The following is a 25,155-nucleotide window of genomic DNA, read 5'->3' on the forward strand; positions in this document are numbered from 1 at the left end:
TCATTTTATGATAAAAAGTAAATGATAGCATTGAAATTTAAGCCGTGAATTTATGTTTAAATAATGATGTATTGCGGAACAGAAATGTGAAAACAAATGCTCTGCTTATAGCTGACATTATTTCATAATCTGCATAAGTTAAAAAAATGTAACTTAGATCTTTGTTTATTTTTTTAATGTAAAAGAGTTTTCTACCACTCTTTTTATATCTTCTGTGAATCTTTAGGACTGTATTTTGAATCTAAAAGATTCATGTGTCTATACTTTTGATAAAAATAAAGAATATCTCCATTCAGGTAGAAATGGAATTTGAAAGCACTAGAATTAAATAACATTTGACCTCCATTTGATTTAGATTCTTTACTGAAGAATCATTTTAAAATATTTTATGGTAAGACAAAGAAAGTTCCATTGATATTGGATTAAATCACAGTGGTTTTATCATTAAAAATTACTTCACCCTCCCCGGATTCTGCTTCAAGAAACTATCCCACCCGCTATAAGACTTGGTATCCGCAATGGTTCCGGAATTAAAATGATGACATACAGCAACCGCGAGGCCATCTGAGGCATCAAGATATTTCGTAGGAAATTCTTTCAGTTTTAAAAGGTTCTGAAGCATTCCTGCCACCTGTTCCTTACTGGCGTTTCCGTTTCCGGTGATGGCCATTTTAATTTTTTTAGGTGAGTATTCCGTGATAGGAATATTTCTGTAAAGGCTGGCAGCCATAGCAACTCCCTGGGCCCGGCCCAGTTTAAGCATACTTTGTACATTTTTTCCGTAAAATGGAGCTTCAAGGGCAACTTCATCGGGATGATATTCATCGATGAGTGCTAAGGTTTTGTCAAAAATATATTTCAGTTTGGTTTCATGATTAGGGTATTTTTTCAGGATCAGTTCGTGGATGGAGACCATTTCCATTTTACCTTTTATCACGGAAATAATACCGAAACCCATAATGGCCGTTCCCGGATCGATGCCTAAAATTATCTTCTCTGAAATCATGGTTCAAAGATATAACTTTCTAAACTTTTTTATCCGGGAAAAGAATGATGGATAATAATCTGATCTGAGATTAAGAAATCAAGAGATGAGGTCTTAAAGCTCATGATAATTTTAGATACTGCTTTCTGATCAATGATTTTTAGATGTAAATAAAAATTTAAAAAGACTATAATTATTCTTTTAACTTAACCATTCGCCATCATTTTTAATGCATAAATGTCTTGCTTGAAAATTAAATAATAATATTCAATATATCGGGAAATATTTATAACTTTAAAATAAAAATCTTATGAAAAATGTAATCAGTTTTTTTATGGTTCCCTTGTTTTTGCTGTTTAGTTTTCAAAAAGGCAGCAGGCTAAATAGTTCCGGAGAAGAAATTTCCGGAGCTGAAGCCAGGGCAGAAGGGAAAATTCTTTATCTGTTTTTCAAGGCTGATAAAGAAGTTTCCGGAAAAGAAAGAATTATCCTTCAGGAAAAGAAAATTACTGAAGGAAGGCTGAAATCTAACCCTGCTTTTGACAGAAGCGAGCTTGAAGCCGGAGACTATATCGTCATTCTTTCGGATTCCGGAGGAAAAGAGATGATGAAACAATTGGTGAAAAATCCTTTGCATCCTGAAATGGAGGTGTATGAAAAAGAAGGAATCAGCAGAAAGAAAATACCACTGGAAAATACGGAATTCAGTGTTCGTTCTGTTTATTCCGAACAGATCCGGATGGTAAAAATCGAAAAAGTAACAGAATCCGGAACGGAACTTTTATTCACCCAAAAATTATAATCATGAAAAAAACTTTACTGGCCCTTATAGTGGGAAGCTGCTGCATGGCACAGACTTTTCAGACTGTTCCCCTTCTTCAGAACGGAACGAATGATAAACGCATCATTATAGCAGTGTTAGGAGACGGTTTTACGACGGCACAGCAGACTTCTTTCGTCTCGTCGGCACAATCTACCGTCAATTATCTTTTTACAAAAAGCCCCTATACGGAATATAAAAATTATTTTAATGCCTATGCGGTAAAAGTAGTTTCCACAGCTTCCGGCGTAAAGCATCCCGGAACAGCTACTGATGTTGCAGAGCCGGTGATTCCGGTTTCCAATCCGAATAACTATCTGGGATCTTCTTTTGACTTCGGGGTTCACCGGTGTATTTACAGCAATACAACCAACAAAGTAGCCCAGGTGCTCGCAGCAAATGTTCCTGACTATGATATTACTTATGTATTGGGAAATTCTACAGAATATGGAGGATGCGGCGGTGCTTACGCTTTTGCATCTCTTAATAATTCATCCAATGAGATTGTAGTCCATGAACTGGGACATTCATTTGGAAAACTGGCCGATGAATACTGGTTCGCAGGCTCCGGAGAATCTCCTAATAAAACCCAGACTTCAAGTCCAACCACCGTAAAATGGAAAAACTGGGTAGGATTGAACAGTGTAGGGGTGTATCCCTATTCGGAAAGCCCTTCATGGTTCAGGCCCCACCAAAGCTGTGAGATGAGATATCTTAACCAGCAGTTTTGTTCTGTTTGTAAGGAGGCCATCATTGAGAAGATACATTCTTTGGTTTCACCGGTAGATTCTTATACACCGGCCAATACTTCCACAGTAAATGCCAATTCAAACGTAACCTTTACGGTGAATGAAATTCTTCCGAATCCCAACACATTAGTCAATTCATGGAAACTGAACGGAACTTTATTTTCGTCTACATCCAATACCCTTACCATTTCTCCTTCCCAGCTGAATATGGGAAACAATACTTTAATCTTTTCGGTGAATGATAATAATCCGCTTTTAAAAGTGAATAATCACAGCACGCTTCACTTTACCAATGTCACGTGGACTCTTAATAAATCTACAGCCCTTAAAATGACAGAAGTTAAGGCCGAAGAAAGAAGATACAGCATCTATCCAAACCCTACCGACGGTGAATTTTTCATCCGGGGAAAACAGGACTTTGCAAAAAATGTGAGAGCTGATGTTTATGATACTTCCGGAAAGCTGATCAAAGCGAAAACGGAACTTAAGGATCGTTCAACGCTATTGGTGGATATCCAAAATTTTCCGGCAGGAACTTATCTTGTGAATGTATATGAAAATGAAGGTATGATTATCTCACAGAAAGTGATTAAAGACTAAAATGATTTGATTTAAAATGCTAAATAAATGCAGGGTTATATATCCTGCATTTATTTTTCCGTGATACTCCCTGTGAGTTTTTTCTCGGCAATAGGAATCCATCTTCCGTCATGGCGGAGAAGCAGGATTTTATCAACTATGAATTTAGTTTTGTATTCTTTGTCCCTGTAAACTTCCCAGGCTTTCAGATAGTTGTCAAAACTAAGATTTCTGTAACCAATGGTCACATGAGGCGTAAAAGATTTCACCCCAAAGCTGAAAGGCTGCCTTATCCTTTCATGAAGAATATTTAAATGTTCATTGGGTTCGGGATGTATAAAGAGGACCGGATTTTTAGGATGGGGAAAACTTCCGAAACCATCCAGTACGATTGCAAAAGGAGGAATGTTTGTATCTATTTTTTCAAAGGCAGCATGAATATCACTTTCCAGTTCCTGATCTCTGTCAAAAGGGGCAAGCAAAGTAATGTGGGCGTCATTGGTTAATGCTTTTGAATTGTCATAATTCTTAGCAAGATCTTGTTTGAACACCCTCACTTCATCAATGATGTCCTGTGGAGGGTAAATAGCAATAAAATACATTTTTTTCATACTGCAAAGTAAATTAATGTTTGGTTTTAAGCTGCAACAGCGTATTTTCCAGATGGTCTGTAATCTTCTTAACTTCCACATGAGGCCTGAAGGTTGAACTTTTCCCCTTCTCTTCATCAGCAATATTCGATAAAATAATGACGGAGGTTTTGGTCTGTGGATAATAAATATTCAGAGACGGGGAGCCTTTAATGTAGCCGCTGTGGAAATAACTTTCAGGCTTTCCGATATTCATCATAATTCCGTAGCCGTAGCCCATTTTCCCGAGAATCGCATGATGTCTTTCTGCACTTTTGGATAGAAACTGCTTTAAGGTCTCAGGTTTGAGTATCTTTCCGCCATAAAGTGCATTGTTCCAGATGTGAAGATCCTGTATCGTGGACAAAATACCGCCTGCAGGAGTTCCGATATCCTTTCCTGCCAATCGTTTCGGCATATTCGGAACGGCTGCAAATTTTGTAGTGTTACCCAAATAGGCACTGGCAAAATCTTTTCCTTCAAAAACACTTCCTGTGGATGAATTTTTCATGCCCGCTTTTTTGAACAGTTCCAAAGCATTTTCATCAAAGGTTTTCCCTGAAACAGTTTCTACAATTTGTCCCAGTGCATTAAACCCGTCATTCGAATAGAAAAAATCCGAGCCGCTTCTGAACATCAGCTTTCCTCCAAAAGTATTTAATCCCGAAGTATGATTTAAAAGCTGATGAATGGTAATGTTTTCATACTCTTTGGTCTGAAAATTTTTCAGGAATTTAGAAGCTTTATCCGTAACATTCAGTTTTCCCTGTTCCATCTGAAGAAGGATAAGGGAAGCGGTAAACTGTTTGCTGACAGAACCTATCGCAAAAACTGTATTGCTGTCGATTTTTACTTTCTTCTGAAAATCAGAAAAGCCCTGGTCTTTCCTGTACAGTTGAAGCGAATCCTTAAATACGGCAATACTTCCATTGAAGTTATACTTTTTAAAAACAGAATCGATCTGTTGTTCCAGCAGTGTTTTCTGGAAAGCGGTAATCGTAGAATCGATGATGGCATTTTTGTCAACCGGAGCTGCCGGAGTTGCCGGAGTTTCTGTTGTGCATGAACATAGACAATAGAAAAGGAAGAGGAACGTAAATTTTTTAATCACAGTGTTGTATTTTGAATTGAAAATTAATGATCTTGCAGATACACACTTAAATGTAAGAAAATCATTTGAAGTTTCAAAGACTAGCAAAATTTATGCTAAGCCGCGATATCGTGTTAAAGTATTTAATATTTTTGAATAGATATTTATACCCCAATCATCATGAAAGAATATTTGAAGACGGATTCAGAAAACATAGACCATATCCTGGAAATGATCAAAAAACAAAGCGTTGAGTATCTTGATACGCTGGCAGACAGGCCTACTTCTGTCAATAATACCTTGGTTTCAGAAAAGGGAGATCTTCTGGAATCCGGTTTTGGAACTGAAGAAACCCTGAAAATATTCAATCAGAGGTTTGAACCTATTATGGTAGGATCATCCGGTCCCCGGTACCTGGGATTTGTAACCGGCGGCTCTACTCCTGCTTCCATCGCAGGCGACTGGCTGGCCACGGTCTATGATCAGAATACCCAGTCTACAAGCGGGCAAGGCGATATTTCTGCAAATATAGAGATAGAAACTATTGAAATTTTACTGGATCTTCTGGGGCTTCCGCAGACTTTCCTGGGAGGTTTTGTAAGCGGAGCTACCATGTCCAATTTTACCTGTATGGCTGTTGCCCGGCAGTGGTTGGGAAAAGAGCAGGGAAGGGATATTGCTAAAGATGGGATGTCAGCAGCCATCAAAATACTTACCGCTACTCCTCATTCATCCTCCATAAAATCGCTGTCCCTTCTAGGAATGGGAAGCGGCAATATGATCAGAATAAAGACGGCTGCTGAAGACCGTGAAGCCATCAGTATACAAGATCTTGAAGAACAGATCATCAAACTTAATGGAGAGTCTTTCCTCCTGATTTCAAGCGGAGGAACTGTTAACACTGTTGATTTTGATGATTTTAAAGAGATCAGCAGATTGAAGGAAAAATATAAATTCTGGTGGCATATTGATGCGGCATTCGGAGGTTTTGCAGCCTGTTCAGATGATTACAAGCACCTGGTTTCAGGGTGGGAAAATGCAGACAGCATTACGGTTGACTGTCATAAATGGCTCAATGTTCCTTATGAAAGTGCTGTGTTTTTTATCAAAGAACAGTACAAAATTTTACAGGTAGAGACTTTTCAGAACTCAAACGCACCGTATTTGGGCGATCCTCTGGAAAATTTCGGGTATCTGAATTTTCTTCCGGAGAACTCAAGGAGATTAAAAGCGCTTCCCGCATGGTTTTCTCTCATGGCGTATGGCAGAAAAGGATATCAGGAAATTGTAGACCGTAATATATCTCTGGCCAGGAAGTTTGGGCAGATACTTGCAGAAAGTAATGACTTTAAACTGCTGGCTCCGGTAAGATTAAATACTGTTTGTTTTACTTTAAAAGATGAATCCGGGCAGGATAAAGTCAATGCATTTCTTGCCGCACTCAATGATACGGGAAAAGTCTTTATGACGCCCACTTTTTATAATCAGCATAAAGGAATAAGAGCCGCTTTTGTCAATTGGCAGACCTGCGAAAAAGATATTGAGCTGATAGTTGAGGTGATGAAAAAAATAATCACAGATTTACAGGACTAGAATACTGTTTATTTTAACCTGAGTTCGGGATAAGAAGTTAAGATTAAAAGGCTGGAAGCTGGAAGCCTGAAGAGGGAAGTAACTAAACATTTACCTTTAAATTTACTGAACCGGATTAAAAAAATTAATAAAGGCCACAGTATATTTCTACCTCTGGACTTCAATAACTTTCCTCTTCCTGACCAATCTTAAAAAAACAAAAATGCCTTATCCCGAACTCAGGTTATTTTAAGATCAGATCGCAGAACCAGAAGACATATTCCCCGTCTTCATCTTCAGGGCTGTTTTTAGGTTTGGGATAAGTTTTCTTTACCGTTTCCCCGATTTCAAACGGCACGGGTTCTTTAAAAATTGGTCCGTCAAAAGTAAACGTGTGAAATTCCCCGTTTTCCCCGCACGGATCAGCATTCTCCGGAAGATCATTGATGAAGCTCTCGTCAATGATCCTTCCTGCAAAACTTTGGTCCAGATAGGTTTCATTCACACAGGTTACAATCGTTTTAAAGCCAAGATCCAGAAATTCACGGATGAGGTCTGTTGTATTCTGCTTCCACAGAGGAAAAACGGCTTCCATTCCAATTGCTTTCAACTGGTCTTCGCGGTATTTTCTAAGGTCTTCCAGAAAAATATCTCCAAAAATGGAATGGGTAACGCCTTGAGCTTGTATTCCGCTCATCGTACGGGTCATGATTTCCCGGTACTGTTCCATAGAAGGCTCTTTCGGGATTTCCATTTTAATTAAATTCAACCCTAAACTTTCAGCTTGTTTTTCCAGTAATGAAACATGAACACCATGCATGGAAATACGCTGGAATTCTTCATTGATGCTCGTCAGCAGTGAAATAATTTCAAGATTTTCCTCTTTTAAAGTTTTATATAAGGCAAGGGCAGAATCTTTCCCGCTGCTCCAGTTGAAGATGGCTTTTGGCTTCATTTGAATAAACCGTATTGTTTAAATTAAGATATTAAGATGGAAATGTAACTTTTTGGTGATTTAAATCGTCTAATTCTGCATGTAAAAATGGTGAAAACTTATTAAATTTAGCAAAATTAATTAAACCGCATGAAAAATTTTATTATCGGGACCGCTGTCCTGTTTTTTACGGGAGCTGTAAACCCGGTTTTTTCTCAGAAAGGAGATGCTCCGAAATTTGTGAGCAATACTGAAGGGGTAAAAGAATATACGCTGAACAATGGAATGAAAGTTCTTTTGATTCCGGATGCTTCACAAAGCAATATGGTAGTGAATATCATTTATAACGTAGGTTCTAAGCATGAAGGCTACGGAGAAAAGGGGATGGCGCATTTACTTGAGCATATGCTGTTTAAAAGCACTAAAAAATTAGGTGATATCAAAAAGCAGCTGTCTGATAAAGGAGGTAACGCCAACGGAACAACCTGGTACGACAGAACGAATTATTATGAAATTTTCCCTTCCAATGATGAAAATTTAAAATGGTCTCTGGAAATGGAGGCGGACAGAATGATCAATGCGACCATTCTTCAGTCTGATCTTGATAAAGAATTTTCTGTAGTACGAAATGAATTTGAGATCGGGGAAAATAAGCCGGGAGATGTTTTGATGGAGCGTATCGTGTCAACAGCCTATTTATGGCACAACTACGGAAACAGTACGATCGGAAGTAAAGAAGATATTGAAAGGGTAAAGGCACCAACCCTTAGAAAATTCTACGAAAAACATTATCAGCCGGATAATGCAACATTGGTTGTAGCGGGTAAATTTGATGAAAATCAGGCTTTAAAATATATTACTCAGTATTTTTCTGTGATTCCAAGACCATCAAGAGTTTTAGACCAGACTTATACGGTTGAGCCGGCTCAGGATGGTGAGCGTTTTGTTGAGCTGAAGCGTTCGGGAGACAGCAAAATAGTTGGAGCCCTGTATCATACAGCTCCCTATGCAGATAAAGATTATGCGGTACTGGATGCTTTATCGGAAATCCTTACGTCTGACCCTTCCGGTTATTTATACAAATCAATGATTGATTCTCACAAAGCGGCTTCTGTGTATTCTTACCAGCCGACAGTAAGAGATGCTGCATTTATGTATTTCGGACTTGAAGTTCCTGCAGATAAAGATGTAAAAGCTGTGGAAAATGAATTCAGAGCAGAGCTTGATAAGGTTTCTGCCATCAAGTTTACAGAGCAGGATGTACAGAGAGCTAAAGCGAAAATTCTAAAGCAAATAGAAAATACAAAAAACAATACAATTGGTTTTGCTATTAACTTAACAGAAATCGTAGGGGCAGGAAGCTATAAGCTGGGAATGCTGTACCGCGACAGTATTGAAAAATTAACCCTGGCGGATATTCAGAGAGTTGCGGACAAATATTTCAAAACGAATAACAGAACAGTGGGAGTATTTATTCCTACAAAAGATGAGGTAAGAGTTAAGAATAATGAGTTTTCTGATGAGCAGATCGCTGCACTTACAAAAGATTACAAAGGGAAAGCTCTGGAAAAAGCCGTAGCACCTTTTGAAGCCAGCATTAAAAACCTGAAAGCTAATCTTTCCGAAGGAAAATTGAGCAACGGGATGAAATATGGCGTTATCAAAAAGGAAATCAAAGGAGGAAAGATACTGGGAAGTTTCCGTTTTCCTGTAAGTAATACCAAAGACCTGAATGGAAAAGCTCAGATCGGGGCTCTGATGGCTCAGGTAATGAAAACAGGTACCAAGTCTCATACAAAAGAGCAGATTCAGGATATGCTGGATACATGGAAATCAAGCATCAATTTCTCATTCAGCGGACAGACTTTATATGCGAATGTAAGTACATACAAAGAGCATCTGCCGAAAGTAATGGATCTGATGAAAGAAGTTTTAACGGAATCCAACTTCCCTGAAGCGGAACTGGCAAAAACAATCAATGAATACAATACGTATCTGGAAGGTTCTTTAAATGATCCGCAAGCTTTGGCATTCACGGAAATTGAAAAGATCACAGAAAATTATCCTAAGGAAAGTATTTTCTATACGCCTTCTTTCAAAGAACAGATTGATACCAATAAAACCACTAAAAGACAGCAGCTGGTAGATTTTTATAACCAGATTCTGGGAAGTAATAATGGAGTAGGCACGATGATTGGTGATATTGATTCCAAAACGGCTTCTTCTCTGATGGAAAATACGTTTGCCAAGTGGAATTCAAAATCTTCTTACGAAAAAATTAAGCCTGAACTTTTCGCCACCAAAAAACAGGATAAAGAATATCTGACTCCTGATAAGGAAAATGGAGCGGCAGTAGGAAAGATCAGTTTCTCTATGGACAAAAACAGCCCTGATTATCCGGCTTTTGTTATTGCCAACGAAATGCTGGGAAGCGGCGGTTTCCTTAACTCAAGAATCCCGATCAGACTTAGAGAGAAAGAAGGGATCAGTTATGGAGCAGGTTCCTATATCAGTGTTCCTTCTGATAATACGGTGGCATCCTGGGGCTGGTATGCATTCTTCAACCCAACTAAAAAAGATGCTGTGAATAAAGCATTAAAAGAGGAAGTAAACAAAGCTCTTAAAGAAGGATTCACAGAAGAAGAACTGAAATCCAACCTGAATTCCTGGCTGAATTCAAGAAAAACAGATCTTGGAAACGATGCTACTTTAGTGGGGCTTGTGAACAGCCAGCTGCAGTATGGTATTCCGTTGGAGGATTATGATGCTCTGGAAGCTAAAGTTGCAGCCCTGAAATTGAACCAGGTGAATGATGTTCTTAGAAAATACATCAGCGAAGACAAATTAACCTCTGTTTTTGCGGGAGATTTTAATAAGAAATAAATTTCCGTCATATACATAAACTAACCCGCAGATCAGTTCTGCGGGTTTTATTTTTGGATACAAAAAACCTCAGGGAAATTTCCCTGAGGTTTTAATTTATAAATTGCCGGTCCGGCTGCGGTTACATATTTCTTCTGTACTTGCCACCCACTTCAAACAAAGCATTGGTGATCTGTCCCAGAGAACAGTATTTCACAGCATCCATCATCACTCCGAATAAGTTCTGCTGGTTGATCGCGGCGTACTGCAGCTGTCTCAAAGCCTCTTCAGATCTGGAATCATTGGATTTCTGGAAATTATGAAGGTTTTCAATCTGAACCTGCTTCTCCTCTTCAGTAGAACGGATAACCTCTCCCGGACGAACCGTTGGAGAACCGTCTTTTCCAAGGAAAGTATTCACCCCGATGATTGGGTATTCTCCGGTGTGTTTCAGCCATTCGTAATGCATAGACTCTTCCTGAATTTTAGAACGCTGATACATGGTTTCCATAGCTCCAAGAACACCGCCTCTTTCTGTAATTCTGTCGAATTCTCCATATACAGCTTCTTCCACAAGATCCGTTAATTCTTCAATGATAAATGATCCCTGAAGCGGGTTTTCATTTTTAGCAAGACCTAATTCCTTATTAATGATCAGCTGGATAGCCATGGCTCTTCTTACAGACTGCTCGGTAGGGGTTGTAATCGCCTCGTCATACGCATTGGTGTGAAGGGAATTACAGTTGTCATAGATCGCATAAAGTGCCTGAAGCGTTGTTCTGATATCGTTGAAATCAATTTCCTGGGCGTGAAGAGAACGCCCTGAAGTCTGAATATGGTATTTCAGCATCTGGCTTCTTTCGTCGGCTCCGTATTTCAGTTTCATGGCTTTGGCCCAGATTCTTCTTGCTACACGGCCGATCACTGAATATTCAGGGTCGATACCATTGGAGAAGAAGAACGATAAATTCGGGGCAAAATCATTGATGTCCATTCCTCTGGATAAATAATATTCCACATATGTGAAACCATTGGCCAGCGTAAATGCCAGCTGGGAAACCGGATTGGCACCCGCTTCCGCAATGTGATACCCTGAAATAGAAACGGAATAGAAGTTTCTTACTTTTTCTGTGATAAAATATTCCTGAACGTCACCCATTAACCTTAGAGCAAATTCAGTGGAGAAAATACAGGTATTCTGAGCCTGATCTTCTTTTAAAATATCAGCCTGAACCGTTCCTCGAACTGTGGCAATGGTCTTAGCCTTAATTTCCGCATAAGCTTCTGCGGGAATAACTTCATCTCCTGTGATTCCCAATAGTTTTAATCCTAAACCATTGTTGGAAGGAGGAAGTTCACCGTTATATTTAGGTCTTTCTAAACCTTTATCGTCAAATTTAGCCTTTAAAACAGCCTCTACTTTAGATTCCAAACCATTTTCAGCAATGTATTTCTCAACATTCTGATCAATAGCTGCATTCATGAAGAACGCCAGAAGCATTGGAGCAGGCCCGTTAATCGTCATTGAAACCGAAGTCAATGCATTCACCAGATCAAATCCGGAATACAGTTTTTTAGCATCATCCAGCGTTGCGATGGAAACCCCAGCATTCCCAATTTTACCATAAATATCCGGTGGTAAAGCAGGGTCCTGGCCGTAAAGGGTTACAGAGTCAAATGCCGTAGATAAACGTTTTGCAGGCATTTCTGCAGATACATAATGGAATCTTCTGTTCGTTCTTTCCGGACCTCCTTCTCCTGCAAACATCCTTGTTGGATCTTCACCCGTTCTTTTGAAAGGATAAATTCCTGCAGTGTAAGGGAATCCTCCCGGAAGGTTTTCCTGGCCTTTCCACTTGATCAGGTCACCCCAGTCATTATATTTAGGTAAAGCAATCTTTGGTATTCTTAAGTGGGATAAAGACTCCGTTGAGGTTTCCACCTTAATTTCCTTGCCTCTTACGAAATAAGAATAAAACTCTTCATGGAACGCTTTTTTCGTGTCGTCCCAGGTTCTCAGGAAGTCGATGTTTTCCTGTTGAAGTTCCTTTTCAGCTTTCTGATATTCAGCATCCAAAGCTTCGTTGGAAATAATTTTTTTCACGCCTTCAATATGATACATTGTTCTGGCCAGCTCAGCCTGCTTTTCAATGTTTTCATCATATATTCTGTTGTTTTCCACAATTTCAGAAAGGTAACGCACTCTTTTCGGAGGGATAATCGTTACTTCATCCGTAATTTCCTGTTCAGCGAAAGTTTTTAGATTTAAATCCGAAAACTTATCATTTACTTTTGAAATTAACCGGTTGTATAATTCCGTAGTCCCGTGGTCATTGAACTGGGAAGCTTTGGTCGCGTAAACCGGCATTTCATCCAGTGGCTGTTCCCACAGCAAATGGTTTCTCTGGAACTGCTTTCTTACCGCCTGAAGCGCATCAAGAGCTCCACGTTTGTCTGATTTATTTAAAGCAACCAGATCTGCATAATCCAACATGTCGATTTTTTCCAGCTGGGTGGAAGCTCCATATTCAGGAGTCATCACATACATAGAAACATCTGCAAAATCAGATACTTCCGAACCGGACTGCCCGATTCCCGAAGTTTCAAGGATAATCACATCCGGATGAGCCAGTTTCAGGACATTCAACGCAGAGTGGATGAACGGAGAAACGGAAACGTTATTTTCTCTTGTCGCCATTGAACGCATATAAACTCTCGGATCATTGATCGCGTTCATACGGATTCTGTCTCCAAGAAGTGCTCCTCCCGTTTTCTTTTTGGAAGGGTCAATGGAGATAATGGCGATTTTTTTATCAGGATTGGAACGGATGAAACGTCTTACCAATTCATCTGTTAATGAAGATTTTCCTGCTCCACCAGTACCTGTGATACCGATGATCGGGATATTTAAATCTTTTGATTTTTCGTCAATGGCTTGTACAAGCTCTGGTTTTTCCTCTGAAAAGTTTTCAACGGCAGAAATAATTTTTGCAATGCTTGTTGAATTTTCAAAATCTATTGAATCCAGATCATTGGCAGTAACTTCCTTACCGGTTGCGAAATCCGATCTTTTAACCAGATCATCAATCATTCCCTGTAAACCAAGCTCACGGCCGTCATCCGGAGAGTAAATCCTGTCGATCCCGTAAGACATGATGTCTTCAATTTCTTCAGGCAGAATAACACCACCGCCACCACCAAAAATTTTGATTTGTGGGGAGTTCTTTTCTCTTAAAAGGTCATAGATATATTTAAAATATTCATTGTGGCCGCCCTGATATGACGTTAAGGCAATGGCGTTGGCATCTTCCTGAATGGCTGTGTTCACCACTTCCTCTGCTGATTTGTCGTGGCCAAGGTGGATCACTTCACATCCTGTTCCCTGGATCACGCGGCGCATGATATTGATCGCAGCATCGTGCCCGTCAAATAATGACGCCGCTGTTACGATTCTTACTTTGTTGGTTGGAGTATATTTTTGGGTTTCCATAAAAAATCTAGAAAATTTCTGAATTCTCAAATATAATAATAAAATAAGAACCTTTTGGTTTTCATTAATGATTTGATTTTTAGTAGGTTGTTGAGATTGAAGATGAGGTTTTTTCCCCGTCTTAACAATCATTCGTTTAAGATAAGGCTGGGAAGATGATAAATAACGAAAAATCAGAATGCACTTGTGTAAGATAACCTTACAAAAACTTTTGAAAATGGTACAAAGAATAGTGACTTCCGGTTTCCATGATCCTTTAATTCTGATTGCCGGAGCCGGGTAATATTAATTTTCAAATTAAACCCATTTCCAAATTCTCAAATTAATTTCTCTATTTTTGCACCATACTTTACAGATATGCAAAAAGCTTTGGTGTATTTCGCTTTGGGAACAGGAGTGAGCTTCCTGATCAATTATTTCTTTTTAAGTTCACAAAATATAGGACTGGATTTTTATTATGCCGTTGCCTTTGGATTTGCCTGGGGACTGGCTTATTATCTGGATACACCGGACTTTTCACTGCCTAAAAAGCTGGGCTTATCTTTTGCAGCCATGGGCGTTCTTGTATTTATTGGCGCTTTGATTTTCAGTCTTGAACTGGCGATCCCGTCCATACTGAAATTTTCTACCGTTTTTGTCGCGTACTATCTGATTGCAAGCTTCCGGGGAAGCAAATCATTAAGAAAATAAAAATATAAGGCTCTTCGTTTTGAAGAGCCTTATTTGATATTAGTGAAGCATCATGAAACTTACCAGGGCGAGACCTGTGAGTAAAAACATGAATGCAAAGAAGTTGAGGAAAAACAATGTGCCTCCAATGATTACGCTCACTATCCCATGCGTATGATAAACACGGTGGTGGGCAATAAAGAAGTAAGCCATACTGTACAGGGCCAGAATAGACATTATAAAATATAAAAGTATATTAAGCGCACCAAGATTGATGAGACCGGTTAGCTTGCCTAATAAAAATATAAACAGGATGATCAGCAGTAGGAATGAGAAGTAATGCAGCGTGAAAATTCCGTGATCGAAATACCACCATTTTTTCTTCTTATGGAAAATCCATAAAAAGAAGGCAAACAGAGGAAGGTATAAGAAAAGAGCCTTAGGTAAATTATGAAAAGATTTTTCTGTCATATTTTTATAAAGTTCTTTTTTCGTCATTCCTTTTTCTTTAAGCTCGAAAAATTTGTGAGCTAAAGGATTCACCATGAAATCAAGGGAAGAGGGATCCTTTGCAGCGGCTGAATCATAGGATTTTTTTGTGTTATATCCTGAAAAGCTAAAGTCATTATCTATGGCCTTATCCATATCAAGTGTTTCTTCAATATCTTCTAAAGTGGCAGAATCCGACAGTTTGCTCAGGTTTTTCAACATAATAGAATCTTCCTGAGACAGATTTTTTTGAGTCTTTATACTGTCGAATACTCTCTGTACCCCAGGTGATTTCATCTTTTCCAATAAATCTACTTTCAATGAGTCTTCCATTTCGGGACGATCACTAAATCCCACATTTTTCATGGGAAGAAGGGCAAACATGAAGAAAGTAATAAAACTGACGAAAATATACAGTTTTACAGGAGGCACATATTTCTGTCTTTTGCCTTCGAGATAAATATTGGTAAGTTTTCCCGGGCTAAGCAGCAGATTTTTCAAAGTACCCCAGAACTGGCCGTCATAATGGGTGAAGTCTTCAACGAAGTGGGTGAACAGGAAGTAAAAAGGATGCCGGCTTTCAGTATTTTCCTGTCCACAATGGGGACAGTATCGTTCTTCAACCTGATGCCCGCAGTTCAGGCAGGTTTTATCTTCTCTGATTTTTCCGTGGCTCATGGATTATAAGGAATATGGTTTGGTCGCAAATATAAATATTTCGCCATATTAAATAATCACATCGGTAATTTTTTAGGTGAATTTTTAATTGATGTTAATAAAAAAAAGAGTTTTGCTATCAAACTCTTTTTTTTGTCATCTGTGTTTTTAGAATCTCGAAACTTTTTTTTTCATTGCTCATTCATTTTACAAGTACTGTGCCAACTCTAAAATGTTTGTTAAAATCTATCAGAACATCTTAAAATTCCTGTAGTTATATAGATTAAATAAAATATGTTTTTGGGTTACAAAAATTATTTGTACCTTTGCACACCCTTTTAGGGGAAAATTATGTTTAATCTTTAACTAAAACGTGTGAATACATTAAGTTACAAAACTGTTTCAGCGAACAAAGCTACTGCTAATAAAGAATGGGTTGTGGTAGACGCTGAAGGACAGCCGTTAGGAAGACTAGCTTCTACGGTTGCAAAGATTTTGAGAGGTAAGCACAAAACGAACTTTACACCTCACGTAGATTGTGGTGATAACGTAATCGTTTTGAATGCTGGGAAAATTACGCTTTCCGGAAATAAGTGGGCTGATAAGACTTACATCTGGCATACAGGTTACCCTGGTGGACAGAAGTCTATGACTGCGGCTGAACTTCAGAAGAAAGATTCTTTAAAAGTATTAGAGAAGTCTGTAAAAGGTATGTTGCCTAAAAACAGATTAGGATCTGCTTTATTGAAGAACCTTTATCTATATGAAGGAACTGAGCACAAACATGAAGCTCAACAGCCTAAAACAATTAATGTTAACGAATTTAAATAATTAATTATGTCTATAGTTCACAAAATCGGAAGAAGAAAAACTTCTGTAGCTAGAGTTTATGTGAAGCCAGGTTCTGGTGTTATTACAGTAAACGGTAAAGATGCTGCAACTTATTTCTCTACAGACGTGATGGTTTACAAATTAAACCAGCCGTTCATCCTTTCTGAGACTGTTGGTCAGTATGACGTTACCGTAAATGTTTTCGGTGGTGGTAATACAGGTCAGGCAGAGGCTATCAGATTAGGTATTTCAAGAGCTTTATGCGAGATCAACGCTGAGTTCAGATTAGCATTGAAGCCTGCTGGTTTACTTACAAGAGACGCAAGAATGGTGGAAAGAAAGAAGCCAGGTCAGAAAAAAGCAAGAAAGAGATTCCAATTCTCAAAACGTTAAGATTTCTTGTGGGCGAATGGCTTATGGCTGTTGGCTACAGAAATGTATTAAATTTTTTTTAAACTTAATCTCGGCGAAAAGCCAATTGCCAAAAGCAAAAAGCCAACCGCCAATTGCCCGTTACGTTTAGCATCCAAACACTTCTCCCATCTAAAGAAGTTGTTGATTGTTTAAGAAACGGAAAGTAAACTAACAAAAACAGAAAACATGGCAAAAGCAAATGTAAAAGACCTTTTAGAGGCTGGCGTACACTTCGGTCACATGACCAGAAAGTGGAACCCAAATATGGCTCCATACATTTTTATGGAGAAAAACGGTATTCACATTGTAGACTTACATAAAACAGCAGTTAAATTGGATGAAGCTTGTAGCGCTTTAGAAAAATTAACTTCTGCAGGTAAAAAAGTTCTTTTCGTAGCGACTAAGAAGCAAGCGAAAGAAGTAGTTGCAAAGCATGCTGCTGAACTTAATATGCCTTATATTACAGAAAGATGGCCTGGAGGTATGCTAACGAACTTCGTTACAATCAGAAAGGCGGTAAAGAAAATGAACCATATCGACAAAATGAAAAAAGACGGTACGTTCGAAACTTTATCTAAAAAAGAAAGATTACAGGTAGACAGACAAAGAGCTAACCTTGAGAAAAACTTAGGTTCTATCTCGGACATGGTTCGTCTTCCTTCTGCAATCTTCGTTGTAGATATCATGAGAGAACACATCGCTGTAACTGAAGCTAAGAAATTAGGTATTCCAGTTTTCGGTATTGTTGATACAAACTCTGATCCAAGAAAAGTAGACTTCGTTATCCCAGGAAACGATGATGCTTCTAAATCTATCGATATGATCTTAAACATTGTTTCTGATTCTATCAAAGAAGGTCAGTCTCAAAGAAAAGCTGATAAAGAAAAATCTAAAGAAGAAGGAGAAAAGGTATCTGCTGAAACAGATGCTGATTTCGATGCTGAATAATTAAAGATTTTCTTTAATATAGGAAAAACGCTGAACTTTTGTTCAGCGTTTTTTTATTTGGATGAAGAAGGAAAGGAACTTAATTCCATAATAAAACCCGCTGTGCAAGCGGGTTTTTATTTTAATTGCTGATCTTGATAGCGTATGAAGTTGAAATAAATTTCGTAGACTGGTAAGAAGAATTACACAGCATTCCTGAAAGCCTGTAATTCTGGTTTTTCTGAACCATGGTATAGCCAACCTTACCTGATGCTATGGGGATCTTTTTAAAGAAGCCGTTTCCGCTTACCGTAAGCACCATATTGCAGGGAGATTTGTTCTCTACTGAAATGGAAGTTCTGGGGTTGTCCGGAGAATCACTATTAAGAAGATCAGTCAGAACCTCTGCCGTCTCCGGTTTATATGTTTTGATTAGCTCCGAATATTCCCTTTCCGTACTCATTGCTGTATTCCCGGAACCGGAAGCAGGATAGGTGGTTCTTACAGGATAACTGCCGTAGTTTGCATTACAGCTGATGAGAATAAGTGAAATACCGGAGAAAACAAACAGTTTTTTCATACAATATTTTTATGATCTTTTCTTTTTTTTGGATTTTGCCGGAGCGTCTTTCTTTTGATCCGTTACAAGATTTTGACTGGGATCAGAGCGCAGACTGCCGGGATTATCAATCACTACAAATATACTTTTTTTTATATCTTTTACAGAGATGTATTTGATGTCGCAGACATTGCTGTTTAAAGTATATGAGCCTTTATTGAGGACTATAAAATTCTCACCATGCGCAGGCACTGCCAGGTTGTAAAAATCTTTTCCTTCAATTCTAAGGACAATATTACAGTCGGAATTATTTCTGAACAGAAGAACAGCCTCTTTTCGGGTAATATCTTCATCGAACATGGCGTTCAGAAGCTTTACCGTTTTTTCTTTATGCTGATCGGATGTTTCTGCAATCAGTTTCTTAAACTCTTCTGCATCATCAGAACCGGAGTTCCGCATAAACCTGTTTGGAATATCGGTCATCACGGGCCGCGCCTCCATGGGCTTGGCATTCTTTGAGCCTTTCGTCCATTCAGAATTCTTCAGGGCTATAAGTTTCGGTTTCAGCACACTCCTTTTTGGGTCATCAGGATGTGCATTTTTAAGATAGTCTTCAATTTCTCTGATATTTGTGCTTTTCAGGATGTCCTTAGTGTTTTTCTGCGCAGTGGCAACACCCGGAATCAGGGAAATGAAGAGGAGGGTCGTTAAAAGTTTTTTTTTCATCAGTGTGTTTTTGTCTCATCAGCTTATCCGGAATTTAATGTAAGTAATCGTTTTTCCTTTTGCTGAGAAAAGTTCTTCGTAATAGGTTTTTATATCTCGTAAATGTTCAGTGTTCGGATCATACTCAGGAGCACCGTAAATATCGTGGTGGGCGGAAATGATCTCGTAACCGGCACCCTGTAAATAGCCTAATGTGTAGCCATGCAGGAATTCTGAATCCGTTTTTAAGTGAATGATTCCACCCGGTTTCAGAAATCTCTTGTACCGCTCCAAAAAGTCAGGATGCGTCAGTCTGTGTTTCGTACGTTTGTATTTGATTTGTGGATCCGGGAATGTGATCCAGATTTCGTCTACTTCGTTTTCAGCAAAAAAATGATCCACCAGCTCAATCTGTGTTCTCAGGAAAGCCACGTTATTCATGCCGCTTTCTACCGCTTCTTTAGCTCCAAACCAGAATCTGGCCCCTTTGATATCAATCCCGATGAAGTTTTTTTCAGGAAATGTTTTCGCAAGTCCCACAGAGTATTCTCCTTTTCCACAGCCCAGCTCCAATACGATAGGATGATCATTCTTAAAGAAATCCGTTCGCCATTTTCCTTTCATTGGAAAGCCGTTCAGCGCATCTTCTCTTGTCGGTTGGATAACGTTTGGTAAAATCTTGTTTTCTGCGAATCTTGCTAGTTTATTTTTGCCCATCGAGTCATTTATAAAATCCCGCAAAAATAGCAAATTTTACATAGATTACCTTGTCTTTTAATCATAAAAGACATGTACTGAGTTGTATTTATAAATGATTTACTGCGCTGCTGCAGAACCTAAAGCCACCATAATGGCTTTTTGAATGGTTTTCTGGGAAGCATACTGTGCACCGCAGACAAGGCTGGTGAAAAGATACTGCCCTTTCTCAATCACAATCGAGCTTTCATCATGAGCAGGAACGGCGAGTCTGTATTTGGTGGTTCCTACGCCTTCCATTCGTACAATGATATTGCAGTCGGAATTATTTCTGATGAGAACTGTGGTTTCTGTAGCGTTGGGATCGTTATTGAATAATGCGTTCAATATTTTTACCGTCCTGTTTTTGTGCTCCACAGGATTTACGGTCATCAGCATATTGAATTCTTCAGCTTCGGCATTAGGAACGGCTGCATTGGCAGCTGTATTCACTACGAATGTATTTTGGGCTGTACTTGGCGTATACACTACGGTAGACTGTTTGGCGGCAAGTTCCGCTTTGTATTTTGCAATCTGTTTCTGTTTGATAATGGCATTCATTTCATCGAAACTGATCTTTGTGGAAGGTCTTCTTTTCAGCAGGGCAAGCATTTCCTGCATATCTTTTACTTTCTGGTCGGCCGGATGTGCATCTTTAATGTACTGGGTCATCATTTCCATGACGCGGGGCTTCAGAACAGATCTTCGCGGATCATCAGGATGGGCGTCTCTGAGGAATGCGTTGATCTCATAGATATTTTTGCTTTTTAAAATATTACTGTAGTCTTTCCCTTTTTTCTGGGCAGACACACTGAAAAATAAAAAGGATACAAAAAGTAAAAGAATTTTTTTCATTGACAAATATTAAGTAAAAGTTGGGTGTTTCTCTCTTAATTTGTGTTTGGCCAATTAGTTTTTCATTTATAACAACGAAATACTTTAGTTTTTATTTTAGATACTTTGTGAAGTTAAATTTAAGCATATTTTAAATAAAAAAAGAAATGTGGATTATAAATTATCATATAATCCACATTTCCTTGAATATCTTACTTTTATAAAGCTATTTGATAACCTCCTGAAGATTCGAGGTCTTAAGTCTTTTCTGATAAATAGGCAGGTATTTTTCGATAGGAACTTTAATCGCTTCAAAATTGCCGGCCAGTACATACGCTTCAATATTTTCTGAAGTATATACAAACTGAAGGAAATTATCAATCAGGTTTTCAGGAATCTTGAACCTTGTAAAATAATCTTTTCCAAGATAACTCTTGATCTGGGAAACCGAATTATTCATCCTTTCATAAGCCATATAACGCTGTTTTTTCTTTCTGTCTCCGGAAAGGATATCATAAATACTCTCCAGACTGAAAGTAAGGCCGCCGTCTCTTAATCCGGCCACAGGAAGCTGAGGCGAAGTTCCGTCGCCTTTCGGTTCCGGAAGCCCGATTACCTTTTTGATGGCCAGCCCTTTATCTTCTTTTCTTATCGAATTTACATCATACCTTAAATTTCCGGTAGGCTTAAACCGGGTAAGCACAATTTCCTGGATTTCATAATAGGCGATTTTCAGCTCAATTAAATTTTTCTGCTGCATCATCTGTGGCGTAAGCTTTACATCTTTCCGTTCTGTGACGATAGATGTAAAACGGATCACGTCTCCCGGAGCTGCAGGAATAGTATAGGTGCCGTTGTAATCAGTAAGTACGGTTTTCTGGGTATTCAGATTGGTCACATAAACCTGGTTAAGGTACAGGATAGAATTATCTCTTAAAAATACCTCTCCGGAATAAATCTGTGCACTGACTTTTGCCAGAAAAACCAGCATAAAAAGGGTAATTAGCTTCTTCATATAATTGGGGCAAAATTACGTAGAAATACAGCAATTTATACCTGCTTAGATCATGATTACAGGTTAAAGTTATATTAAACTTTAAGATTAAACTGTTAATGAATGTTATAAACTTGCATTAATAAAAAAGATACAGGGAAATTTACGCTGAAAATGTTGAGTTATAAACGTTTTACTAAGAGCCAGCTAGTGTATTTAACCGTTGTTGAAGTACCATATTCCGTCCAGGAGATGAAATACCAATAGGTGGCTGTAGGTACAGGTCTTCCACCCATTCTTCCGTCAAAAGTGTAGCGGTTTTGCGGGCTTCCTCTGAAGATTTCTGCACCGTAGCGGTCGAAAATCCTGAATTCAAGATTGGTATGGCTCATCAGGGCAGAATAATCTATATGATCATTATGACCGTCATCGTTCGGGGTAATGGTATTGATCAGGTTAATAATAGCGAACTCTTTGCTTACTTCATCACATAAATTAGAGTCTCTTACAAAAACTTTATGCGCACCTCTTGGTACATTGTTGAAAACATTGGTGCTCTGCCAGCTCACTCCATCCAGGGAATATTCGTAAGGAGGTGTACCGCCGCTTACCCCTACGGTTACTGTGCTTCCGTTGATCTCGATAGTTGTGATCATTGGTAAAGGTGATTCCGAAACCGTAACATACTGTCTGTAAACGCAGCCATTGAATGTAAGCTCCACCCAATACGTTCCCGCAGAAACATTAGTAATGGAAGGCGAAGTAGCTCCTGTACTCCATAAATATTTTTCAAATCCGGGACCTGCATCCAAAGTTGTGGTGGCTTTAGGACAGATGATCACGTCTTTTAATTTATCTGATTTTTTAGGGGTTTTAATTGTGATTCTTACCGATCCTACCTCAGGACATACTCCGTTTTTCTCGAATCTGATATAAAAAGTCTGGGTACCGGTGATATTCACGGTTGCTGCGAGAGCATTAACGTCATTCTGAGCATCCGCCAAACTTCCGTGGAAGGTAAACGTCACGTTCGGATCCAGTGTAAACTGAGGAATGAACTGTGAAAGATTGACAGCCTTTATTCCGTCAAGATCATCATCACAGGTCGTGGCGACCGCAGCTGTTGTTATTAAAGGAATACGGGCTCCTATGCTGAACTGTAAAGGTTTTACAACCACTGCACAGCCGTCCGGAGATTCCACCCGGATGTAAATAGTGGTCGCAGCAGTGTAGCTCCAGTTATTAGGAAGGGTATTGGCGTTTCCGGCATTGGCATCATCAAGGGAAGCGTAGTATCTTACATTCACAAAATATCCCGGATTGTTCAGGACAATTCCCGTTATATTCGGGAGTATTACAGTGACTGTTCCGTCCATATTATCATCACAGAACACGCCGTTATAGTTGTCCAGAACAATCGCTAAATTGTATAGAGAAAGGGTGATCTGGGCAATACTTTTACAGCCGATGTCATTTTTTACCACAGCATATACGATCGTACCGTTTGGTGCGGTATAAGAATTGGGTGTAGTGATCAGCGCTCCCGGGTTTTCTGTCTGAGCATCAGTCAGAGTAGGGTAATAAGTGATCGTTACCGGTGAATTGTTTGTTACGTTGGCAGTCGTAAGATTGAAGGTTCCCTGCCCGTTGATATTACAGGCATTCAGGGTTACATTCGTTACGGTGAGCGCCTGAATATTGATGGTAACGGTTACCGTTTCGCAGTCCGTAAAAACAGGATCATTCCCACAGAATGTATAAGAGAAAGTATCGGTTCCGGTGCTTCCCGGTGTGGTAACGTTATAGGTAATAACACCTGTCGCAGGATCTATCATCGCTGTTCCTAGTGTAGGAGGAGTAACGATGGATACTGTAGAGGCTACGGGCGTCTGCGCAGAAGTACTGAATGCAGGCGTGATGGTCTTCGTTGTACATAAAGTATAGGTTGCTGTACTCAGTTTTGTACAATTCAGGACTTTAAATTCTTCCGTTACCAAAGGAGCACAGCTTCCCATGGTTACCGAGCAGGTATAAAAACCGGATTGTGTAGGGGTTATTGATGATGCAGTAGCTCCGGGAATAATATTTCCGTTCACGTACCATTGATAGCTGTCATAGATGATCGGGTCCACGGTAAGCACAATACCCGGAACACAGGTTCCTCCGGACCTTAAAATGACAGGCTGCGTAGGAAAACCGGCAAAAAATCCGCCATATCCCACTGCGTTACTTCCGGCAGTGATTCCTGCAGTAATGGCTTTATCGGAGACAACAGTGATTGTTCCCGTTACATTCGGAATACCATAAGTTACCCAGTTATTGGTTCCCGTCATATTGAATGGCCCCGTTGTAGCGGCCGGAACCCCGCCGTTTACGGTAACATTGGCTCCCCGCTGGGTAATAAGGTTCAGTTTTGTTGGAATATTCAGGATTCCGGATGGATTAGCCGTGGAATGAACAAAGTTTTCATCTATCATTCCCAGCTCATTAATCTGTTTGGGAAGATAACAGTTCAGTGCAGGAATAAAATTGAATCCCCCGGTAGCCACCTCACTTCCTGAAACAGCATCCCCGGCAAGAATCTGGTAAACGTAAGCGTTTTTGGATGTTTTGAGATAAAGGTTATAATGATTGGCTCCCTGCAATACATATTTTGTATCAGGAACAACAAAATATTCTCCTGTATTTAAAGTAATCAGCGGAGGAATTTCATTATTGACAAAAACCTGGGTATTATCCTGCGTGGCTATCACAATAGCCCCTTCCATATGAGAATCCTTACTTCCGTTTCCTTTGACAAGAGCAAATTCATTGCCTAGTCGTTCCACCGGAACAGCTTGATCCATCAGGATATCAGAGCTTGATGGGAAATTTCCCGCATACTGACCGTTAAAGTTCCCGTTGGTAAGGTTCACGGGCTTGGTGGCCGTTATTTTAGCACCGATAAATCCGGTAAAATTTCCGGGAATTGTGCCTCCTCCGTCAAGAATATAGGATTGTCCTTTATTAAGAGTAACCGTAAGGGTAGGGTTTGTAGCTCCGGTCATTCCGTTTGAAAACTGTACTGTAGGCTTATACCCTGTAATAGTAACTGTTGTATTATCTTCTGTAGCCAGGATACCGGCCATAAAATTTAAAATGCTGTTGCTTACTGTAATAGGAGCATGGGCAGCATAAAAATTTTTTCCTGTAGAAGGTATTCCTTTTGATGTGATGATCTCGGCATGATTAAATACGGAGAACCTTAAATTAGCATAAAAAGGGAATTCTGCCTTCAGATATAAACCTTTCGTAGTAGGCGTGAAAAGATCCAGCTGGCTGGTCGTGATGATGTACTTTCGCAGTACATCAAATTTCTGAGGATTATTTTTACTGATATTTACTGTTCCAATAAGCACATTATTGTTGTAGATGCTTACCGGGAAAGGGGTTGTTCTGTTGGTGGATAAATATAATTTCTGATAGTGATTGGGATTCGTGCTTCTGTCAACCATCGGAGCAAACCAGTGCTCTCTGTCCAATTGGGCAAAGGAAAAGGCGAAAAAACAAAGTATAAACAAAAAAGATAAATTTTTTTTCATTCAGTGAACTGGGTTTAACACAAATTTAATAATAAAATGTGTTAATGCCT

General features: G+C 39.2%; 20 protein-coding genes. 8 read left to right on the top strand and 12 right to left on the bottom strand.

The window, feature by feature from the left end:
* Nucleotides 1–451 precede the first annotated feature (451 nt).
* Complete coding sequence (ruvC, locus tag JET18_RS00145; protein ID WP_202088261.1) at nucleotides 452–1,006, bottom strand: crossover junction endodeoxyribonuclease RuvC; 555 nt, start codon at nucleotides 1,004–1,006, stop codon at nucleotides 452–454.
* A 289-nt stretch (nucleotides 1,007–1,295) separates the two neighbouring features.
* Here ruvC and JET18_RS00150 point away from each other — a divergent pair, with 289 nt between their 5' ends.
* Together JET18_RS00150 and JET18_RS00155 are read left to right on the top strand one after the other, a co-directional pair.
* Complete coding sequence (locus JET18_RS00150) at nucleotides 1,296–1,787, top strand: hypothetical protein (protein ID WP_202088263.1); 492 nt, start codon at nucleotides 1,296–1,298, stop codon at nucleotides 1,785–1,787.
* 2 nt (nucleotides 1,788–1,789) lie between these two features.
* Nucleotides 1,790–3,154, top strand: a complete 1,365-nt coding sequence (locus JET18_RS00155) for a T9SS type A sorting domain-containing protein (RefSeq protein ID WP_202088267.1) — start codon at nucleotides 1,790–1,792, stop codon at nucleotides 3,152–3,154.
* Nucleotides 3,155–3,204: 50 nt separating this feature from the next.
* Here the strand turns inward: JET18_RS00155 and JET18_RS00160 are convergent, their stop codons facing one another.
* Nucleotides 3,205–3,744 carry a 2'-5' RNA ligase family protein gene (locus tag JET18_RS00160; RefSeq protein WP_202088269.1) on the bottom strand — a complete coding sequence of 180 codons (540 nt, stop codon included), beginning with the start codon at nucleotides 3,742–3,744 and terminating at the stop codon, nucleotides 3,205–3,207.
* Between the two features lie 13 nt (nucleotides 3,745–3,757).
* A complete protein-coding gene (locus JET18_RS00165; protein ID WP_202088271.1) occupies nucleotides 3,758–4,873 on the bottom strand; it encodes a serine hydrolase domain-containing protein in 1,116 nt (371 codons plus the stop codon).
* A gap of 159 nt (nucleotides 4,874–5,032) precedes the next feature.
* Here JET18_RS00165 and JET18_RS00170 point away from each other — a divergent pair, with 159 nt between their 5' ends.
* On the top strand, nucleotides 5,033–6,445 hold the full coding sequence (locus tag JET18_RS00170; protein ID WP_202088273.1) for a pyridoxal phosphate-dependent decarboxylase family protein: 1,413 nt from the start codon (nucleotides 5,033–5,035) through the stop codon (nucleotides 6,443–6,445).
* Between the two features lie 223 nt (nucleotides 6,446–6,668).
* Here the strand turns inward: JET18_RS00170 and JET18_RS00175 are convergent, their stop codons facing one another.
* Nucleotides 6,669–7,379 carry a Dph6-related ATP pyrophosphatase gene (locus JET18_RS00175; RefSeq protein ID WP_202088275.1) on the bottom strand — a complete coding sequence of 237 codons (711 nt, stop codon included), beginning with the start codon at nucleotides 7,377–7,379 and terminating at the stop codon, nucleotides 6,669–6,671.
* Nucleotides 7,380–7,508: 129 nt separating this feature from the next.
* Here JET18_RS00175 and JET18_RS00180 point away from each other — a divergent pair, with 129 nt between their 5' ends.
* A complete protein-coding gene (locus JET18_RS00180) occupies nucleotides 7,509–10,241 on the top strand; it encodes a M16 family metallopeptidase (RefSeq protein ID WP_202088277.1) in 2,733 nt (910 codons plus the stop codon).
* 121 nt (nucleotides 10,242–10,362) lie between these two features.
* Here the strand turns inward: JET18_RS00180 and JET18_RS00185 are convergent, their stop codons facing one another.
* A complete protein-coding gene (locus tag JET18_RS00185; RefSeq protein WP_202088279.1) occupies nucleotides 10,363–13,710 on the bottom strand; it encodes a methylmalonyl-CoA mutase family protein in 3,348 nt (1,115 codons plus the stop codon).
* Between the two features lie 357 nt (nucleotides 13,711–14,067).
* On the opposite strand from JET18_RS00185, the gene JET18_RS00190 reads away from it, so the two are divergent.
* Nucleotides 14,068–14,400, top strand: coding sequence for a hypothetical protein (locus tag JET18_RS00190; protein ID WP_202088281.1), 333 nt, complete (start codon nucleotides 14,068–14,070; stop codon nucleotides 14,398–14,400).
* Nucleotides 14,401–14,439: 39 nt separating this feature from the next.
* Here the strand turns inward: JET18_RS00190 and JET18_RS00195 are convergent, their stop codons facing one another.
* Nucleotides 14,440–15,546: a DUF3667 domain-containing protein gene (locus JET18_RS00195; RefSeq protein ID WP_202088283.1), complete on the bottom strand. Its 1,107-nt coding sequence runs from the start codon at nucleotides 15,544–15,546 to the stop codon at nucleotides 14,440–14,442.
* 354 nt (nucleotides 15,547–15,900) lie between these two features.
* Here JET18_RS00195 and rplM point away from each other — a divergent pair, with 354 nt between their 5' ends.
* From rplM to rpsB, 3 genes are all read left to right on the top strand, one after another.
* Nucleotides 15,901–16,356, top strand: a complete 456-nt coding sequence (gene rplM, locus JET18_RS00200; protein ID WP_034706094.1) for a 50S ribosomal protein L13 — start codon at nucleotides 15,901–15,903, stop codon at nucleotides 16,354–16,356.
* A 6-nt stretch (nucleotides 16,357–16,362) separates the two neighbouring features.
* Nucleotides 16,363–16,749, top strand: a complete 387-nt coding sequence (gene rpsI, locus JET18_RS00205; RefSeq protein WP_034706090.1) for a 30S ribosomal protein S9 — start codon at nucleotides 16,363–16,365, stop codon at nucleotides 16,747–16,749.
* A gap of 207 nt (nucleotides 16,750–16,956) precedes the next feature.
* On the top strand, nucleotides 16,957–17,718 hold the full coding sequence (gene rpsB, locus JET18_RS00210) for a 30S ribosomal protein S2 (RefSeq protein WP_034723189.1): 762 nt from the start codon (nucleotides 16,957–16,959) through the stop codon (nucleotides 17,716–17,718).
* Nucleotides 17,719–17,839: 121 nt separating this feature from the next.
* Here the strand turns inward: rpsB and JET18_RS00215 are convergent, their stop codons facing one another.
* From JET18_RS00215 to JET18_RS00240, 6 genes are all read right to left on the bottom strand, one after another.
* Nucleotides 17,840–18,277: a DUF6759 domain-containing protein gene (locus JET18_RS00215; protein WP_202088285.1), complete on the bottom strand. Its 438-nt coding sequence runs from the start codon at nucleotides 18,275–18,277 to the stop codon at nucleotides 17,840–17,842.
* A gap of 9 nt (nucleotides 18,278–18,286) precedes the next feature.
* Nucleotides 18,287–18,982, bottom strand: coding sequence for a DUF6759 domain-containing protein (locus JET18_RS00220; RefSeq protein WP_228728459.1), 696 nt, complete (start codon nucleotides 18,980–18,982; stop codon nucleotides 18,287–18,289).
* An 18-nt stretch (nucleotides 18,983–19,000) separates the two neighbouring features.
* Nucleotides 19,001–19,678, bottom strand: a complete 678-nt coding sequence (gene trmB / locus JET18_RS00225) for a tRNA (guanosine(46)-N7)-methyltransferase TrmB (RefSeq protein WP_202088286.1) — start codon at nucleotides 19,676–19,678, stop codon at nucleotides 19,001–19,003.
* A 99-nt stretch (nucleotides 19,679–19,777) separates the two neighbouring features.
* Entirely contained in the window at nucleotides 19,778–20,551 is a 774-nt protein-coding gene (locus JET18_RS00230; protein ID WP_202088287.1) for a DUF6759 domain-containing protein, read from the bottom strand.
* 205 nt (nucleotides 20,552–20,756) lie between these two features.
* Nucleotides 20,757–21,545, bottom strand: coding sequence for a hypothetical protein (locus JET18_RS00235; protein WP_202088288.1), 789 nt, complete (start codon nucleotides 21,543–21,545; stop codon nucleotides 20,757–20,759).
* A gap of 161 nt (nucleotides 21,546–21,706) precedes the next feature.
* Nucleotides 21,707–25,105: a T9SS type B sorting domain-containing protein gene (locus JET18_RS00240; RefSeq protein WP_202088289.1), complete on the bottom strand. Its 3,399-nt coding sequence runs from the start codon at nucleotides 25,103–25,105 to the stop codon at nucleotides 21,707–21,709.
* Nucleotides 25,106–25,155: the final 50 nt, after the last annotated feature.

Source organism: Chryseobacterium endalhagicum, from assembly GCF_016745235.1.
GTDB classification, from domain to species: Bacteria; Bacteroidota; Bacteroidia; order Flavobacteriales; family Weeksellaceae; genus Chryseobacterium; species Chryseobacterium endalhagicum.

Excerpts from the sequence above, each read along its gene's own strand:
- ruvC (WP_202088261.1), bottom strand. The coding sequence starts at position 1,006 with ATGATTTCAGAGAAGATAATTTTAGGCATCGATCCGGGAACGGCCATT.
- JET18_RS00150 (WP_202088263.1), top strand. The coding sequence starts at position 1,296 with ATGAAAAATGTAATCAGTTTTTTTATGGTTCCCTTGTTTTTGCTGTTT.
- JET18_RS00155 (WP_202088267.1), top strand. The coding sequence starts at position 1,790 with ATGAAAAAAACTTTACTGGCCCTTATAGTGGGAAGCTGCTGCATGGCA.
- JET18_RS00160 (WP_202088269.1), bottom strand. The coding sequence starts at position 3,744 with ATGAAAAAAATGTATTTTATTGCTATTTACCCTCCACAGGACATCATT.
- JET18_RS00170 (WP_202088273.1), top strand. The coding sequence starts at position 5,033 with ATGAAAGAATATTTGAAGACGGATTCAGAAAACATAGACCATATCCTG.
- JET18_RS00175 (WP_202088275.1), bottom strand. The coding sequence starts at position 7,379 with ATGAAGCCAAAAGCCATCTTCAACTGGAGCAGCGGGAAAGATTCTGCC.
- JET18_RS00180 (WP_202088277.1), top strand. The coding sequence starts at position 7,509 with ATGAAAAATTTTATTATCGGGACCGCTGTCCTGTTTTTTACGGGAGCT.
- JET18_RS00185 (WP_202088279.1), bottom strand. The coding sequence starts at position 13,710 with ATGGAAACCCAAAAATATACTCCAACCAACAAAGTAAGAATCGTAACA.
- JET18_RS00190 (WP_202088281.1), top strand. The coding sequence starts at position 14,068 with ATGCAAAAAGCTTTGGTGTATTTCGCTTTGGGAACAGGAGTGAGCTTC.
- JET18_RS00195 (WP_202088283.1), bottom strand. The coding sequence starts at position 15,546 with ATGAGCCACGGAAAAATCAGAGAAGATAAAACCTGCCTGAACTGCGGG.
- rpsI (WP_034706090.1), top strand. The coding sequence starts at position 16,363 with ATGTCTATAGTTCACAAAATCGGAAGAAGAAAAACTTCTGTAGCTAGA.
- rpsB (WP_034723189.1), top strand. The coding sequence starts at position 16,957 with ATGGCAAAAGCAAATGTAAAAGACCTTTTAGAGGCTGGCGTACACTTC.
- JET18_RS00215 (WP_202088285.1), bottom strand. The coding sequence starts at position 18,277 with ATGAAAAAACTGTTTGTTTTCTCCGGTATTTCACTTATTCTCATCAGC.
- JET18_RS00220 (WP_228728459.1), bottom strand. The coding sequence starts at position 18,982 with ATGAAAAAAAAACTTTTAACGACCCTCCTCTTCATTTCCCTGATTCCG.
- trmB (WP_202088286.1), bottom strand. The coding sequence starts at position 19,678 with ATGGGCAAAAATAAACTAGCAAGATTCGCAGAAAACAAGATTTTACCA.
- JET18_RS00230 (WP_202088287.1), bottom strand. The coding sequence starts at position 20,551 with ATGAAAAAAATTCTTTTACTTTTTGTATCCTTTTTATTTTTCAGTGTG.
- JET18_RS00235 (WP_202088288.1), bottom strand. The coding sequence starts at position 21,545 with ATGAAGAAGCTAATTACCCTTTTTATGCTGGTTTTTCTGGCAAAAGTC.
- JET18_RS00240 (WP_202088289.1), bottom strand. The coding sequence starts at position 25,105 with ATGAAAAAAAATTTATCTTTTTTGTTTATACTTTGTTTTTTCGCCTTT.